The organism is Lentzea sp. NPDC042327 (assembly GCF_040647275.1).
Lineage (GTDB): Bacteria > Actinomycetota > Actinomycetes > Mycobacteriales > Pseudonocardiaceae > Lentzea.
Window position 1 is genome coordinate 1 of sequence record NZ_JBEZBX010000008.1, and the last position, 14,944, is coordinate 14,944.

Consider the following 14,944-nt stretch of genomic DNA (forward strand, 5'->3'; position numbering starts at 1 on the left):
TGTCCGTTGCCGCCCATCGCCCGGTTGTTCTTGGCGACGGGGGGCCCCCGCCACCCGATGGGGGGCCCCGGGGGGCCCCCCGCGTGACATGTGAAACGGCTAGCTCTTCGACATCTCGTAGCGCAGCAGGTCGTTGAACGTGAACGTGCCCGTCGGCTGGTCGTCCTTGCCGAGCAGGTAGAGGCGCTTCACGGCCACGAGGATGCCCTCGGCGACGATGTCGCGGAAGCCGGGCGTGGCCAGCCGGGCGCGGTCCTCGGCGTTCGTCAGGTAGCCCACCTCGACGCGGACGGCCGTGCAGCGGGTGAGCCGCAGCAGGTCCCACGTCTTCGGGTGCGAACCGCAGTTCACCATCGACGTGCGGGCGGTGACCTCGCGCTGGATGAACCCGGCGAGCGCCTCCCCCACCGTCGACGACGTGCCGTTGCCGGTGCCGTAGTGGAACGTCGACACGCCCTGCGCATTCGGCGACGAGTTGCCGTCCGCGTGCAGCGACAGGATCAGGTCGGCGCCGGCCTCGTTCGCGAAGCGCGCGCGCTCGGCCTCGTCCGGGCAGTTGGCGGGCCCGCGGGTGAGCAGCGCCTCCATGCCGGTCGCCGCCATCTTGCCCTCGAGGCGACGGGCCAGGTCCAGCATCAGGTCCGACTCGGACACGCCGTCCACGACCACACCGCGGTCCTGGCCGCCGTGACCGGGGTCGATGACGATCCGCTTGCCCGACAGCCGCGAACCGGCCGTGCGGACCTGCTCCTGCTCGCGCAGCAGCACCGGACGCCCGCCGCGGACCTTCGGCTGGAGCTGGCGCAACGCGCGCACCGTGTCCGGACCGCACATGCCGTCCACGATCAGGCCGTAGTCGCGCTGGAAGTTCCTCAGCGCCTGCTCGGTCTGCTGACCGAACACGCCGTTCGCCCGGCCGGCGTCGTAGCCGAGCTCGAGCAGGCGTTCCTGCAACATCAGCACGTCGTCACCGGTCGTCGGCTGCGACATCAGGAACGCGAGCGGCCGGTCCCCCAACCGGAAGGTCGCGTCCCGCAGCGAGCGGTAGGTGGCCGGGCCGACGATGCCATCGATGATCAGCCCCCGCTGCTGCTGGAACGCGCGCACGGCGTGCTCGACCTGCTGGTCGAACTCCGGCGGCGCCTGTGGGTCGGCCGGCGGAAGCAGTCCGAGCCTGGTCAGGGTCGACCGGATCTCGGCAACATCACTTCCGACGTCCCCGCGGCGGAGCAGCTGCATGCACCCTCGCTCGACTAGGGCGCCGATCGCTGTCGGCGCGGTAGGTGGGAAGCCCTCATTGTGCCCTGCTGCTCTTAGTGATCGATGCAGGGCTACTCACAGTCGTACTTGGATCACCTTCGAGAGAGCCGCGAAGCAACGTGGCCCGCCCGTCCTATCGATAGACGGGCGGGCCACGTTGCACGTTGCACGCGAGTGGCTGACTGCGTGATCAGCCAACCACGTCGGTCGTCAGCCGATCACGTCGGCCAGGTCGTTCAGCAGCGCGGCCTTGGGCTTCGCGCCGACGATCTGCTTCACCGGACGGCCGCCCTGGAACAGGATCAGCGTCGGCACGGACATGATCTGGTAGTCGCGGGCGATCGACGGGTTGGCGTCGATGTCGACCTTGGCGATGGTGAGCTTCTCGCCGTGCTCGGCGGCGATCTCCTCCAGCACCGGCGCAACCATCTTGCACGGGCCGCACCAGGTCGCCCAGAAGTCGACCAGCACGGGCTTCTCGCTGGTCAGCACGTCGTCCGCGAACGACTTGTCGGTCACCGTGACGGTGGCGCCTGCCATGGTTCTCTCCCTAGTTCCGAAGTCAGAAGGTCCGTGCAGAGGAACTTCAGCTGCTCTTGCCGTAGCCGCCGCCGACCGCCTCCGCGGCGATCTCGGCGTGCTCCTCGCCGTGCTCGGCCAGCCACCGCTCCGCGTCGATCGCGGCGCTGCAGCCGGAGCCGGCGGCGGTGATCGCCTGGCGGTACTCGTGGTCGACGAGGTCGCCGGCCGCGAACACGCCGTCCAGGTTCGTGTAGGAGGTCTTGCCCTTGGTCAGGACGTAGCCCTCCTCGTCCAGGTCGACCTGGCCCTTGACCAGCGCCGAGCGCGGGTCGTGGCCGATCGCCAGGAAGAAGCCGGTCACTGGCAGCTCGGACTCGGCGCCGGTCTGCGTGTCCCTGACCTTGATGGACGACACGGTGCCGTCACCCAGCACGTCGGTGACCTGGGTGTTCAGCTGCCACTTGATCTTCTCGTTGGCGCGGGCGCGCTCCAGCATGACCTTGGAGGCGCGGAACTCCTCGCGGCGGTGGATGACCGTCACCGACTTGGCGAAGCGGGTGAGGAAGGTGGCCTCCTCCATCGCCGTGTCACCGCCGCCGACGACCGCGATGTCGTGGTCGCGGAAGAAGAACCCGTCGCAGGTGGCACAGGCCGACACACCGCGGCCGAGCAGCTCCTGTTCGCCGGGGATGTTCAGGTAGCGGGCCGCGGCGCCCATCGCGAGGATGACGGCCTTGGCCTCGTAGGTGACGCCGTTCGCGACGACCTTCTTGACCTCGCCGGTCAGCTCGACCGACTCGACGTCCTCGGCCCGCAGCTCGGCGCCGAAGCGGGTCGCCTGCTCGCGCATCTGCTCCATGAGCTCGGGGCCCATGATGCCGTCGCGGAAGCCGGGGTAGTTCTCGACCTCGGTCGTCGTCATGAGGGCGCCGCCGTACTGCGAGCCCTCGAAGACCAGGGGCTCGAGCTGCGCGCGTGCGGCGTAGACCGCCGCGGTGTAGCCCGCAGGCCCCGATCCGATGATGATCACGTTGCGCACGCTCACGGTCCCGGCAACTCCTCGATCTCGTCGTCTGACTGGCTCAACGGATCGTAGGTGCAGCTAATTCCGTGATCTGAGCGACCACCTCCGTGATCGATCCCGTCGCTACCTCTGGCCGATGGTGGTGTTCGCCAGAACGCCCTCCGGCTTGTCCGGTCCGCAGGTGTCGGGGTCCAGCACGACCAGCCGGTACTGGCCCAGCCCTGCGGGCAGGACGGCCATCACCGCGTTCCTGCCGTCGAGCGTGATCGGGCTGATCCCCAGCGGCTTCGCCGAGCTGGCGATGCCACCGCCCTGCAGGCAGCCGGCCAGGCGGTCCTGGGTCTCCAGCGGGCCGTAGTTCTGCGCCTTGAGCACGTCACCGACCGCGGCGCCCAGCTCGGACTCCTTCACGGCCAGCGGCGGTTCAGCCGCGGGGTTCGTGGTCGTCGTGGGCTTGGTCTGCTGCGCGGCGGGCGGGTTGTTCGCCTGGTCACCGCCGGGCGACATCGCGAAGACGATGCCGAACGCGGCAGCGGCCGCGACCAGCACCCCGCCGCCCAGGCCCATCCTGCGGTTGCGCCTCTTGCGGGCCTCGTCGAGCGACACGACGGGTGCGACCGGCCTGGCCTCCGCGGCGAGCGCCGCGTCGATCCGCGCCGCCACGTGGTCGGGCATCGGGATCGGGGGCAACGCCTCCAGGTCCGCCAGCGTCGCGTCCAGCGCGTCGAGGATCTCGCGGGCCTCCTGGTCCGCCTCGACGCGCGGGCGCAGCTGTGCGGCGACCTCAGGGGGCAGCACGCCCGCGTGCAGGTCCGCGATGAGGTCAACCGACCACGGCGGACCCATCGGCACGCGCTCCATGCCGGTCATCGGCCCTCCCACTGACGTTGCTCTTGCACATTCACACCGTCAGCTGGGACGTTCGCATCTGCGACTCGGTTCCTGAGGTGCCCGAGAACTTTGGCGAGCTTGGCGCGACCTCGCGCACACCGGCTCTTCACCGTGCCCTCCGCGATGCCGAGCAGCTTCGCCGTCTCCGCGACGGAGTAGCCCTCGACGTCGACCAGCACGATGGGGGCGCGCTGCTCCTCCGGCAGCTCCATCAGCGCTTTCTGCACGATCAGGCTGGTCTCGCGGTCGCTCATCGCGTCACGGGGTGCGACGGGCTCGCCGGGACCGGCCTCGGGCAGCGGCACCGTGGGTCTTGTTTGTCGCCGTCTCATCCGGTCGAGGCACGCGTTCACCACGATCCGGTGCAGCCAGGTGGTGACCTGTGACTCCGCGCGGAACGACGACGCCGCCCGGAAGGCCGAGATGAACGCCTCCTGGAGCGCGTCCGCGGCCTCCTCCGGGTCGCGCAGCGTGCGCAGCGCCACCGCCCACATCCGGTCGCGGTGCCGTTTCACCAACTCCGAGAACGCGTAGGGGTCACCTGCGGCGTGGGCCGAGATGAGGTCGGCGTCCGAGCTGGCTGCGGCGGTCACGGCCCGAGGATAGCGAGGCTGGTCACAGCCGATCTGCCCGGGATCACCGCTGATCGCACGCGGGGACCCTTCGTGCGCCAGGAGAGTACGAAAGCTCCCCGCGTGCACTCACTGAGCGCGGGTGTAGAGGATCTCGCGGATCTCCGACTGGTTCTTGCCGGCGCCGGGGCTGGAGAGCTGAGTGATCCAGATCAGCACGTGCGCGGCAGGTTCGTGCTCGGCCAGCTGGATCTGGGTCTGCCCGTTGGACAGGTCGCCCTCGCCGATGATCTTCGTTTCCTCCAGCGGCGCGTCCTGCGACGACGCCACCCGGATCTGCACGTGGGTCTTCTCGCTCGGCGAGGTGATCGTGATCGACGCCAGCCGCACCGGCTCCGCGAACGACCCCATCAGCCCGATGCCCGGCTTCAGCGCGGGGAACTGCTGGAAGTAGTTGTCCGTCCGCCAGAACGTGCTCGCGTTGTTGTCGACCGCGCGGCTCGCCTGGTTCGCGCTGTCCGGCTGGTTCGTCACGTCGTAGACGCCGATCCGGCCCGGCTGCACCGGTCCCGCGGGTTTCGGCGCCTCGGCGGTCTGGCCGTTCGTGCCCGGCTGGTTGACCACCACCGTCGGGCCGCCGCCCTTGGTCGGCTCGTCGCTGAAGAACCCGACGATCTGCATGCTCAGCCACACGATGACGGCGACCGTCGCGGCCGCGAGCACACCGACGCTGATCCACAGCTTCTTCTTCTGCTGCTTGTCCTGCACCGGGCGCTGGGTCGTCCACACGACCTCGTCGTCCTTGGACGAGGAGGTCGTGCCCACGGCTGGGATCAGCGAGGTCTCGGCCTCCTCCGCCGCGATCTGGTCGAGCACCTGGAGGATCGCCGCGGACGTGCGGATGCCGCCCACCGACGTGTCCTCAAGCGAGCGCACCGCGACCGAGGACAGCTCGTGGGGCAGGTACGGGTGCAGCGCGTTGGGGGCGATCACGGTGCCGTCGGGACCGGTCGGGGCGAGCGGCACGTCGGCTGGCCCGCCCGGCAGCGCCCACCGGCCCGTGAGCAGCAGGTACAGGATCGCGCCGAGGCCCTTGACGTCGTCACGCGCGATGGCGTCCGGTCGCGGACCGGGGAACGCGAGGCGCAGGCGGCCGTCCGAGGTGACCCGGATGCGCTGCGGGTGGTCGGCGCCCAGCACGAGACCGGCGTGGTGCGCGCCCTCGATGGCGGCGCCCAGCGGTTCCAGCAGCCTGGTCGCGGCACCCGCGGGCAGCGGACCCTCCGCGATCAGGTCCATGAGGTCGGTGCCCTGGGTCCACTCGGCCACGACCATGCCGAGGATGCCCTCGTCCGGCCGGATGCCGGTGCCCGGCGTCAGCACGTCGATCACCCGCGACACACCGGGGTGCGTGAACGACGCGGCGTGCATCGCGCGTTCGACCGTCCGGCGGGCACGGGCGGCGGCCTCGTTGTCCGCGAGGTCGCCGAGCAGGATGGTCAGCGCCACGTCCCGGTTGAGCTGACCGTCGCGGCCACGCCACAGCTCCGCGTTGGATCTGGCGTCGGAGCCGGATTGCGCGAGCAGCCGGTACCGGCCGTTGCCGATGACACCGCCGGGGACCAGGGCGGCGTGGACTCCGCTACTCACGGGCACCAGGCTACGGGAAGACGCTCACGGACTGGAGTCATCGGCGCCGCACCAAACGGTTGATCTTGTCGATCGCCGGCTTCATCTCCGGCACCCGGAACGCGGCCAGCAGACCGAACGCGAGCGGCAGGCCGATCACCGTCACCAGGATGGTCTCGACCCATCCGGCGGCAACCGGGTGGATCGACCCGAACGCGCCCAGGACCAGCGCGTTCACGCCCTTGGCCACCGCGAAGGCGATGGCCGATGCGACCACGGTCAGGCAGATCGTCCAGATCGTGAACCCGGTGCGCAGCCGGCCCAGCCGGACCCGCAACCACACCTGACCGGCCACGGCGCCGAAGACGAAGCTGAGCGACATGGCGAGTGACACACCGACGGCGAGCTGCTGCGGCTCGGACACGGCGAGGAAGAAGTAGAGCAACCCGATCCGGACCGCCACGATCAACGCCTGGAGCAACGTCGGCGTGCGGGCGTCCTTCATCGCGTAGAAGACGCGCAGCTGCAGCAACGTCACCGCGTAGGGCACGAGTCCGAACGCCGACAGCGCCAGCGCCAGGCCGATCATCGTGCCGCCGTCGACGCCCGACCTGCCGTGGCCGAACGCGGCGAGGCCGATCGCGACACCGGAGACCGTCATCAGCACGCTGAACGGCATCAGCAGGATCGCCGACATGCGGTTGCCGAACAGCAGGTCCCGCACGATCTGCTCGTTGTCGCCGTGCGCGGCCGCCCGGCTCATCCTCGGCATCAACGCCGTGAGCAGCGAAACGCCGAGCACGCCGTACGGCACCTGCGCGATCAGCCACTGGTAGTTGTAGGCACCCAGCGCACCGTCGCTGTGCGTCGCCACCTTGGTCAGCACGGTCATGCTGGCGAGACCGAGGCCGACGTAGAGCATCACCCAGAACGCCAGGTTGCCGAACTCGGACAGCCGGGCGTCCCAGCCGAACCGCCACTTGAACCGGAAGCCGGTCCTGCGCAGCGCCGGCACCAGCACCAGGGCCTGCACCGCGACGCCGAGGGCGGTGCCCAGGCCGAGCACGAGCAGGTGGACGTCGGTCATGCGCACCGGGTTGAGCGAGAGCTCGCCGGGCAGCATCCAGTAGACGCCCAGCACCCCGATCACGACGACGTTGTTCAGCACCGGCGCCCAGGTGGGCAGGCCGAACACGTGGCGGGCGTTCAGCACCGCGCTGAGCAGCGCGGTCAGCCCGTAGAAGATGATCCCCGGCAGCACCAGGTAGGCGAACGCGGTGACCAGCGCCGGGTTCGCGGTGGGCGAGTCGGCGATGAAGAGCTTGGTCAGCAACGGCGCGCACGCCACCGCGACCACCGTGCCGACGGCGAGGACCGCCATGCCCATGCTGATCAACCACTGGGCGTACGACTCACCGCCGTCGCCGTCCTCCTTCTCGGCCCTGACCAGCAGCGGGATCGCCACGCTGGTCAGGATGCCGCCCAGGAGCAGCTCGTTGATCATGGTCGGCAGCGTGGAGGCCGCCTGGTACGAATCGTTGAGGGTGGTGACGCCGAGCGCCGACACCAGCAGGACCTTCGACAGCAGGCCGGTGATGCGGCTGACGATCGTGGCGATCGCCATGGAGCCGCTGGCCCTGGCTACCGAGGGTGCCTGCTTCTGCTGCCCTGGCTCGGTGGTCGTGGCTGACTCGCTCACGCGCTCGACTTCTCCGGTGTCACGTTCTCGATGGACGGTGCGTCGTCGCCGTTCTCGCCGTTGCGAGCCCGGACCCGCCTGATGATCCGCCGTCCCGAGAGCAGGACGAGCGCGATCGCGGCCACCACGGTGACGATCACCGTGGTGGTGCCGTAGGCGGACGACGACACCTCCAGCTTGACAGTGTCACCCAGAGCGACGCCGTCGGGAGTGGTCAGCCGGACGTTGACCGGGAACCGGCCGGAGCGCAGCACCTCGACCGGCACCCGCACGACCCGCTCGCCGCGGGCGGGCAGCACCTGGTCAGCGAGCTCCTTGGCGCGGATGCCGGGCGTCTCGGCGAGCACGATCCGCACGGTCACGCGGACGTCGAGCTTGTTCGTGATGGTGACGGGGATGGGGCTGTCACCGGAGCCGAGCAGGATCGAGCTGTTCGGCGGCGTGACGCTCACGAGGCCGGACAGCCGGTTGATCTCGCTGTCGCTGATGTACGCCGCGGTGCGCGCGCCGTTCTCGTCACCGCGCCACGCGCTCGACATCGCCCGCAGCTGGCCCAGGCGCAGCGGGCCGGCCAGGTCGGCGGGAGCGGCGTGCTCGCGGTCCTCCTGCTGCATCGACTTCACCAGACCGGCGAGCGCGAGGTTCTGGCTCGCGACCGAGTCGGCGATCGAGGCGGGGATCTCCCGCGCGCCGGCCTCCGCCGGATAGGTGAGCTTGGCTCCGGACGCCTCCGGCTTGGCCCTGACCAGCTCCTCCAGCCCGACCTGGGTCGCGTAGCCGGCCGTGACCAGGCGCTGGGCCGCCGACAGGAGCTCGTTCATCTCCGACAGCGGCGCGTTCCACCGGCGCGGCGGCGTCACCAGCACGGTGCGGCCGTCGCCCTGCCACCCGGCCCGGAACGCGAGCGCGGCCAGTGCGTTCTGCACGGACACCGGCTGGCTCTCCACCGGCGTCGTGACCCCGGACAGCGTGCGCGGGCGGGACTCGCCGCCCTGCAGTGCGTCGGACACCATCGAGTCGATCCGCACCGCGGTGACCGGGCGGTCCACGGAGAGCAGCCGGACGGGGGCGGTGCCGGGCGCGTCGGCGACGGCGGACGGCGCGAGCAGCACGGACTTCATGCCGTTGTAGTCGAGGTCCTCGTCAGAGGGGTGGTCCTGCCCCGAGCCCAGCTCGTCGAACGTCGCCTGGTCGAGCAGGCCGTCCTCGGGCCACACCAGCTCGGGCAGCGGCTGGACGGCGAGGATTCGCCTGACCTCGTTCACGCCGCCGCTGAGCGCGAGCGTGCGCATGTCGCCGAGCTTGGCCTTGGTGAGCGCCACGAGGTCGGCGTCGGCGTCCGGCATGGCCACGACGCACCGGCCGGCGACCGCGCGCTTGAGCCGGTCGAGCCACAGCTGGGCCTCCGCCCGGCCCCTGCCCTCGGCGCCACCGCGAATCCGGTAGCCGGTCGTCATCGCCTCGACGGTGCGCAGCAGGTCGGGGTCGACGGCCAGGCACAGCGAGGTGCTCATCGACGACACGGCCTGCTCGTAGGCCTGCAGCAGGCCGTACAGCCGGCCGTTGACCGACAGCGACAGCGCCAGCTCGTCGTCGACCAGCTCGGAGTCGCCCTCGCCGCCCAACCGGGCCAGCCTGGGCTTGTCCGCGATCGGCCACAGCATGGTCAGCTTCGCGGGGTCCCCCGCCTTGGTCTTCGTGCCGCCGCCGGGCACGCCGAGCACCGGCAGCAGCGTCGACAACGCGGCCAGCCGCGCCGTGCCGCCGTAGTCCGGCTTGCCGTTGATGTTGGCGAGGACCGGGTAGATGCCCGGCTCCTCGATGCCGAGCGAGGTGGGCGCGGAACCGCGCAACGGCACCTCGAGCGTGAAGTCGCGCTGCTGGCCCGGCTGGAGCTCGTCGGCGACCTCGGTGAACCTGGGCTGGACGAACTCGGCGGCCGCCGGCTCGCGCAACGCCTTGCGCAGGTCGTCCTCGGTGCCGAGCGGCTCACCGCGCTCCAGGCGCAGCACGATGTCGGACACCTTGCGGTCGCCGACGTTGACGACCCGGCCGCTGATCGTGATCTTGTCCGGCGAGTCGCCGGTGACGAACCGCGGGGTCAGCTGCGCGATGTCCATGCGCACGAACTGCGGCGGCTGCTGCTGGCCCGGCTGCGAGGACAGCGGCCTGGTCGCCCACACCTGGGTGGCGGGCGCCGGCGCGAACGGCAGCGCGTTGACCTGCTCGGGTTCGTCCTGCTGCTCGACCGCGAGCACCGGGGGTGTCGCTGTCAGCAGGAAGGCGCCGACGGCAGCTGTGCAGAGGAGCTTCCTGACGCTCACGCCGACTCGGCCCCTTCACGGGGGCGGCCGGAGAGCAGTTCGGCGGCTCGGCGGACCAGTCGGCGCTCGTCGGCATGCGCGAGTCGCTCGTCCAGTTCGCCGAGTGGCACCCACGCCACCTCGGTGACCTCCACGTCTTCGTCGGAAAGCTCTCCCCCCGTCGCTTCGAGGAGGAAGTGGTGAACGGTCTTGTGCACCCTGCGGTCGTCCGCGACGAACCAGTAGTCGATCGACCCCAGCGGGCGCAGGACCCTGCTATGAATACCGGTCTCCTCGGCGACCTCGCGCACCGCGGTCTGTTCCGCGGTCTCGCCCGCCTCGATGTGACCCTTCGGCAAAGACCACAGCAACCGGCCGCGCCGGTCAAGTCTGCCGATCACCGCCGCCCGCTGCTCGCCGTCGAGCACCAGGCCGCCCGCCGACGTCTCGTCGACGGTCTTGAGCCGCCGGCCCCGGCGCCGCTTCCGGCGCCCCGGCGTGGCACCTCCGGATCGAGCGGCTGACGGGGGCATACGGCCGATCGTACTTACGATCGTTGAGTACGCTGGTTTCTCGTGTCTCGACCGCTCCAGCAGAATGCGGTGGTGGAAGAGCCCACCATCACACCAGTCGTCGCCGAGCTCGCCGAGCGGTTCGCGACCGCCGGCAAGCGCCTCTACCTCGTCGGCGGCAGTGTGCGCGACGCCGTCCTGGGTCGCCGGACGAACGACTTCGACTTCACCACGGACGCGCGCCCCGCCGAGATCCAGAAGATCCTCACCGGCTGGTCCGACGCCCAGTGGGACACCGGGATCGCGTTCGGCACGGTCGGCGCGTCCAAGCAGGGCGAGATCATCGAGATCACGACCTTCCGCGCGGACGTCTACGACGGCGTCACCCGCAACCCCGAGGTCACGTTCGGCGACTCCGTCGACGGCGACCTGGTCCGCCGCGACTTCACGGTCAACGCCATGGCGTTCGACGTGGCCGCCCGGCAGTTCGTCGACCCGACCGGTGGCCTGGCCGCCGCGCGCGAGGGGGTGCTGGACACGCCGGCGACCCCGCAGGAGTCGTTCGGCGACGACCCGCTGCGGATGCTGCGCGCGGCGCGGTTCGTCTCCCAGCTGGGCTTCACCGCGGCGCCGCGGGTGGTGGAGGCGATGCGGTCGATGGCAGGCCAGCTCGCCCGCATCACACCGGAGCGCGTGCAGGTGGAGCTCTCGAAGCTCCTGTGCGGGGCGCACCCCCGCCGCGGCATCGAGCTCATGGTCGAGACCGGCCTGGCGGACATCGTCCTGCCGGAGCTCACGGCCATGAAGCTGGAAATCGACGAACACCATCAGCACAAGGACGTCTTCGACCACTCGCTGGTTGTGCTGGAACAGGCGATCGATCTCGAAGATGTCGATCAGTCACCTGACCTGGTGCTGCGCATCGCGGCGCTGCTGCACGACATCGGCAAGCCGGCCACGCGGAAGTTCGAGTCCGGCGGCGGCGTCTCGTTCCACCACCACGAGGTCGTGGGCGCGAAGATGGTCCGCAAGCGCTTGCGGGCGTTGCGGTACTCGAAGGAGATCACCGAGGACGTCGCGAAGCTCGTCTACCTGCACCTGCGGTTCCACGGCTACGGCAACGGCGAGTGGACCGACTCGGCCGTGCGCCGGTACGTGACGGACGCCGGCGACCTGCTGACGCGGTTGCACAAGCTCGTCCGCGCCGACTGCACGACGCGCAACAAGCGCAAGGCGAACCAGCTGCAGCGGACGTACGACTCCCTCGAAGAACGCATCGCGCGCATTGCGGCCGAGGAGGACCTTGCGCGCGTGCGGCCGGACCTCGACGGCAACGAGATCATGAAGCTGCTCGGCCTGCCGCCGGGGCCGCAGGTCGGTGCCGCGTGGAAGTTCCTCAAGGAGCTGCGCCTGGACCGGGGGCCGCTGGACCGCGACGAGGCCGAGGCCGCGTTGCTCGACTGGGCCCGCGACCAGGGTCTTACGCCACCAAACGGGTGACCCATCGTGAGCGCATGAAATCCCCGCGTTAGCGAACTGACAGCGCGCCACGGCACCATGGGTACTGCTCATGGGGGTGATGCAGATGTTCACTTGGGGACTTTCCGCTGGTCCGGTCGTGCACGACCTGGACGAGCTGACCGACGACCAGCGGGCCGTGCTGCGCTGTCTCGCACGCGGTCACGCCGACCACGAGATCGCGCGCGTGCTCGGTCTCGGGCACCAGCGGGTGGCCGACGAGGTCGCCGACATCCTGCGGCGGCTCGACCTACCCGATCGGGTGGCTGCTGTCGTCTTCGCGCACGAGAGCGGCATGCTGCGCCTGCCGTTTCCGCGCTAGCAGGAGCAGGTAGGCGCCCAGACCGGCCAGGTAGAGACCGGCGGCGGTGACGATGAGAGCGGGCGAGCGCCCGTCCAGGGGGATCACCGTCGCCGTGAGGGACACCGCGGTGACCTGCATGACGTTGAACAGGGTGTCGTAGAGGGCGAACACCCTGCCGCGCACCTCGTCGCCGACGTCGTGCTGCACCGCGGTGTCCACGCACAGCTTGACGACCTGACCGGCGAAGATGAGGAAGAAGCTGGCCGCGAGGATCGACGGCAGCGTCATCGGCAACCCGAGCGCGAGCTGGGCCACCGCGGTCAGCACGAGCGTGCCGCAGATCGTGCGCTTGATGCCGAACCGGTTGACGATCCGGTCGGTGAGGACGCCGGCGAGCAGGATGCCCGCGCCACCGGCGATGGCGACCTCGCCGAGCCCGCCGATGCCGGCCTTGAGGATGCCGACGTCCTCCAGGGCGTAGCGCATCAGCAGCAGCGTGATGATGAGGTTCACGCCGAACGCGGCCCGGTGCGCCAGCAGCGCGGCGAGGCTGGCCGTGACGCTCGGCGTGCGCAGGGTGGCCTTCGCGCCGTCCAGCAGACCGCGGGCGACGGCCTTGACCGCGTTGTGCGGCTCGTCGACCTCGTCCGGCCCGAGCGCGCCCGCCTTGAACCGGCTGGCGATGAACGCGCTGAGCAGCATGCCGGCCGCGGCGATGCTGGTGGTCCACCCCGACCCGCCGTCACCGGCGCCGAGCACCGCGCGGAACGCGATCGCACTGGCCGCGCCGACCACCGACATGACCGCACCCGCGGTCGCGGCCAGCGCGTTCGCCTCGACCAGGTGGTCCGCCGGCACGACGTGCGGCAGCGCCGCGCTGAGCCCCGACCCGACGAACCGGCCGATGCCCATGACGATGAGCGCGAAGACGTACAGCGGCAGCCCGGACAGCCCCATGCCGACCGCGACGGCCGTGAACAGCACGAACGCGGCGCGCAGCAGGTTCGCGACGAGGACGACCCGCCTGCGGTCCCACCGGTCCAGCAGGGCACCGGCGAACGGTCCGATGAACGAGTACGGCAGCAGGAGCACGGCGAACCCGGCGGCGATCTCGGCCGGGTGGGCCTGCCGCTCCGGGTTGAACAGCACAGCTCCGGCGAGGCCCGCCTGGAAGAGCCCGTCACCCCACTGCGAGGCGAGCCGGGTGGCCAGGAGCCTGCGGTACGCCGGGATGCCGAGGAACCGGCGCGAGCCCCAGTGGTGCTTCCGCTCCGCAGCCGTTGTCACGCCTGCACTCTATGCTCGCCTGCCCGGAAACCACGAAAGCCGGACCTCACGGTCCGGCTCCCCTGGATCGGATGCCAGGTCGCCTCACGGCGCGGTGCACTACGCGGCTCCAGCCGTACGGTATTCCGCGAAGGCGGTTGTCTGTTGAGCCCGGGGGACACAAAGACATCCGACAGTTAAGTCTAACGGGGCGCGGCCCTGAGTTGTTCCGGCGATCACGGATGATTTCATGGTGACGTGCGTCCCGATGCCGAGGTCGAAGCTGGCTCCCTGTTGGTTGCCGCCCCGAGCCTGACCGACCCGAACTTCACGCGCACGGTCGTCTACATCATCGACCAACGCCCAGAGGGAACCCTCGGCGTCGTGCTGAACCGCCCCTCCGAGGTGGCCGTCCTCGACGTGCTGCCGCCGTGGGGCCCGCACGTCACCCGCCCGCAGTGCATCCACATCGGCGGTCCGGTCGAGCAGAAGACGGCGCTGTGCCTGGCGGCGCTGAAGGCCGGTACCGACCCCGAGGAGGTCGAGGGCCTGGTCGGCGTGCAGGGCCCGGTGGCGCTGGTCGACCTCGACGCCGACCCGGAGAGCCTGCTGCCGCTGGTCCGCGGCCTGCGGGTGTTCGCGGGGTACTCGGGCTGGGGCGAGGGCCAGCTGGCCGGCGAGATCGAGCGCGGCGACTGGATGGTCGTCACTGGCCTGGCCGACGACGTGCTGGCCGGGGCGAACGTCGACCTGTGGGGCCGGGTGCTGCGCCGGCAGGGCATGCCGCTCGCGCTCCTGTCGACCTACCCGACCGACGTCCGCCTCAACTGATTCACGTGAAACGTCCGAGCCGCGCACGGCTCGGGTGGCTCAGAGACCGGCGAGCGGCGAGCAGCCGCCACCACCGCAGGCGCAGCCGCCGCAACCCTTGGGCTTGACCGGCTCCGGCAGCGCCTCGGCCGCGCGGTGCCCCAGCACGCCACCGGCGACGGCGATGCCGAGCGCGCCGACCAGGCCGATGACCCCGGCCGTGACGGCCAGGTCGGGCAGCGCGAACGAGACGGCGCCCGACACGACGGCCACGAGGCCGGCCGCGACGTTCGGCACCCCGGCGACGCGGTTGGCCAGCGCGAACGTCTCCTCGTCCCGCAGCGCCGCCGCCGTGCGCACCCCGACGAAGCGGTTGCGCCGCAGCTTGCCCTGCAGACCGAGCAGACCGACGGCGCCGAGAGCGACGCCGAGCACACCCAGGACGACCGACAGCACGATGTTCACCCCATGAGGGTAGGTGCTGCGCCGCGTTCACCGGAAAGTCACCCCGGCCCGGTGTGCCGCACGACACCGCCCGGTTCGGGTCGCTTGCGGTGCGCTGATACCGTTGACGGCATGAGCACGGCCCGCCTGCTCCTTATCTAGCCGCGACGACCTGATCGCAAGACGGTCG

14 protein-coding genes are annotated in these 14,944 nt (G+C 70.7%); 3 read left to right on the forward strand and 11 right to left on the reverse strand.

The genetic code is table 11. The features are described from left to right. Positions 1-99 precede the first annotated feature (99 nt). The 9 genes from AB0A63_RS20990 to AB0A63_RS21030 form a co-directional block, all read right to left on the reverse strand. Positions 100-1,239 carry an N-acetylmuramoyl-L-alanine amidase gene (locus AB0A63_RS20990; RefSeq protein WP_360393757.1) on the reverse strand — a complete coding sequence of 380 codons (1,140 nt, stop codon included), beginning with the start codon at positions 1,237-1,239 and terminating at the stop codon, positions 100-102. Positions 1,240-1,470: 231 nt separating this feature from the next. Beyond that, positions 1,471-1,800: a thioredoxin gene (gene trxA, locus AB0A63_RS20995; RefSeq protein WP_053732153.1), complete on the reverse strand. Its 330-nt coding sequence runs from the start codon at positions 1,798-1,800 to the stop codon at positions 1,471-1,473. Positions 1,801-1,846: 46 nt separating this feature from the next. Beyond that, on the reverse strand, positions 1,847-2,827 hold the full coding sequence (gene trxB / locus AB0A63_RS21000) for a thioredoxin-disulfide reductase (RefSeq protein ID WP_360393760.1): 981 nt from the start codon (positions 2,825-2,827) through the stop codon (positions 1,847-1,849). 102 nt (positions 2,828-2,929) lie between these two features. Beyond that, positions 2,930-3,676, reverse strand: a complete 747-nt coding sequence (locus tag AB0A63_RS21005) for a hypothetical protein (protein WP_360393763.1) — start codon at positions 3,674-3,676, stop codon at positions 2,930-2,932. Further along, a complete protein-coding gene (sigM, locus tag AB0A63_RS21010; protein ID WP_360393766.1) occupies positions 3,673-4,290 on the reverse strand; it encodes an RNA polymerase sigma factor SigM in 618 nt (205 codons plus the stop codon). Before sigM ends, AB0A63_RS21005 begins: the two co-directional genes overlap by 4 nt. Before the next feature lie 108 nt (positions 4,291-4,398). Next, the gene (locus AB0A63_RS21015; protein WP_360393769.1) at positions 4,399-5,919 is read right to left on the reverse strand and encodes a protein kinase family protein; all 1,521 of its coding nucleotides are present in this window, start codon (positions 5,917-5,919) and stop codon (positions 4,399-4,401) included. Positions 5,920-5,956: 37 nt separating this feature from the next. Continuing rightward, positions 5,957-7,597, reverse strand: a complete 1,641-nt coding sequence (murJ, locus tag AB0A63_RS21020) for a murein biosynthesis integral membrane protein MurJ (protein ID WP_360393772.1) — start codon at positions 7,595-7,597, stop codon at positions 5,957-5,959. Further along, positions 7,594-9,921, reverse strand: a complete 2,328-nt coding sequence (locus tag AB0A63_RS21025) for a DUF6049 family protein (RefSeq protein WP_360393775.1) — start codon at positions 9,919-9,921, stop codon at positions 7,594-7,596. Before AB0A63_RS21025 ends, murJ begins: the two co-directional genes overlap by 4 nt. After that, positions 9,918-10,433, reverse strand: coding sequence for an NUDIX hydrolase (locus tag AB0A63_RS21030; RefSeq protein ID WP_360393777.1), 516 nt, complete (start codon positions 10,431-10,433; stop codon positions 9,918-9,920). The genes AB0A63_RS21025 and AB0A63_RS21030 overlap by 4 nt, the downstream gene beginning before the upstream one ends. A gap of 42 nt (positions 10,434-10,475) precedes the next feature. Between AB0A63_RS21030 and AB0A63_RS21035 the strand changes: the two genes are divergently transcribed. Then, entirely contained in the window at positions 10,476-11,912 is a 1,437-nt protein-coding gene (locus tag AB0A63_RS21035; protein ID WP_360393780.1) for a CCA tRNA nucleotidyltransferase, read from the forward strand. Positions 11,913-11,997: 85 nt separating this feature from the next. Beyond that, on the forward strand, positions 11,998-12,252 hold the full coding sequence (locus AB0A63_RS21040) for a LuxR C-terminal-related transcriptional regulator (protein WP_360393783.1): 255 nt from the start codon (positions 11,998-12,000) through the stop codon (positions 12,250-12,252). Here the strand turns inward: AB0A63_RS21040 and AB0A63_RS21045 are convergent. Then, the gene (locus tag AB0A63_RS21045; RefSeq protein WP_360393786.1) at positions 12,181-13,521 is read right to left on the reverse strand and encodes an MFS transporter; all 1,341 of its coding nucleotides are present in this window, start codon (positions 13,519-13,521) and stop codon (positions 12,181-12,183) included. The genes AB0A63_RS21040 and AB0A63_RS21045 overlap by 72 nt on opposite strands. A gap of 237 nt (positions 13,522-13,758) precedes the next feature. Here AB0A63_RS21045 and AB0A63_RS21050 point away from each other — a divergent pair, with 237 nt between their 5' ends. After that, a complete protein-coding gene (locus tag AB0A63_RS21050) occupies positions 13,759-14,331 on the forward strand; it encodes a YqgE/AlgH family protein (protein ID WP_360393789.1) in 573 nt (190 codons plus the stop codon). A gap of 39 nt (positions 14,332-14,370) precedes the next feature. On the opposite strand, the gene AB0A63_RS21055 is transcribed toward AB0A63_RS21050, so the two are convergent. Next, on the reverse strand, positions 14,371-14,775 hold the full coding sequence (locus AB0A63_RS21055) for an SdpI family protein (RefSeq protein WP_360393792.1): 405 nt from the start codon (positions 14,773-14,775) through the stop codon (positions 14,371-14,373). Positions 14,776-14,944 lie beyond the last annotated feature (169 nt).

Coding starts and splice junctions, on each gene's coding strand:
- AB0A63_RS21040 (WP_360393783.1), top strand. CDS start 11,998: ATGTTCACTTGGGGACTTTCCGCTGGTCCGGTCGTGCACGACCTGGAC.
- trxA (WP_053732153.1), bottom strand. CDS start 1,800: ATGGCAGGCGCCACCGTCACGGTGACCGACAAGTCGTTCGCGGACGAC.
- AB0A63_RS21030 (WP_360393777.1), bottom strand. CDS start 10,433: ATGCCCCCGTCAGCCGCTCGATCCGGAGGTGCCACGCCGGGGCGCCGG.
- AB0A63_RS21005 (WP_360393763.1), bottom strand. CDS start 3,676: ATGACCGGCATGGAGCGCGTGCCGATGGGTCCGCCGTGGTCGGTTGAC.
- AB0A63_RS20990 (WP_360393757.1), bottom strand. CDS start 1,239: ATGCAGCTGCTCCGCCGCGGGGACGTCGGAAGTGATGTTGCCGAGATC.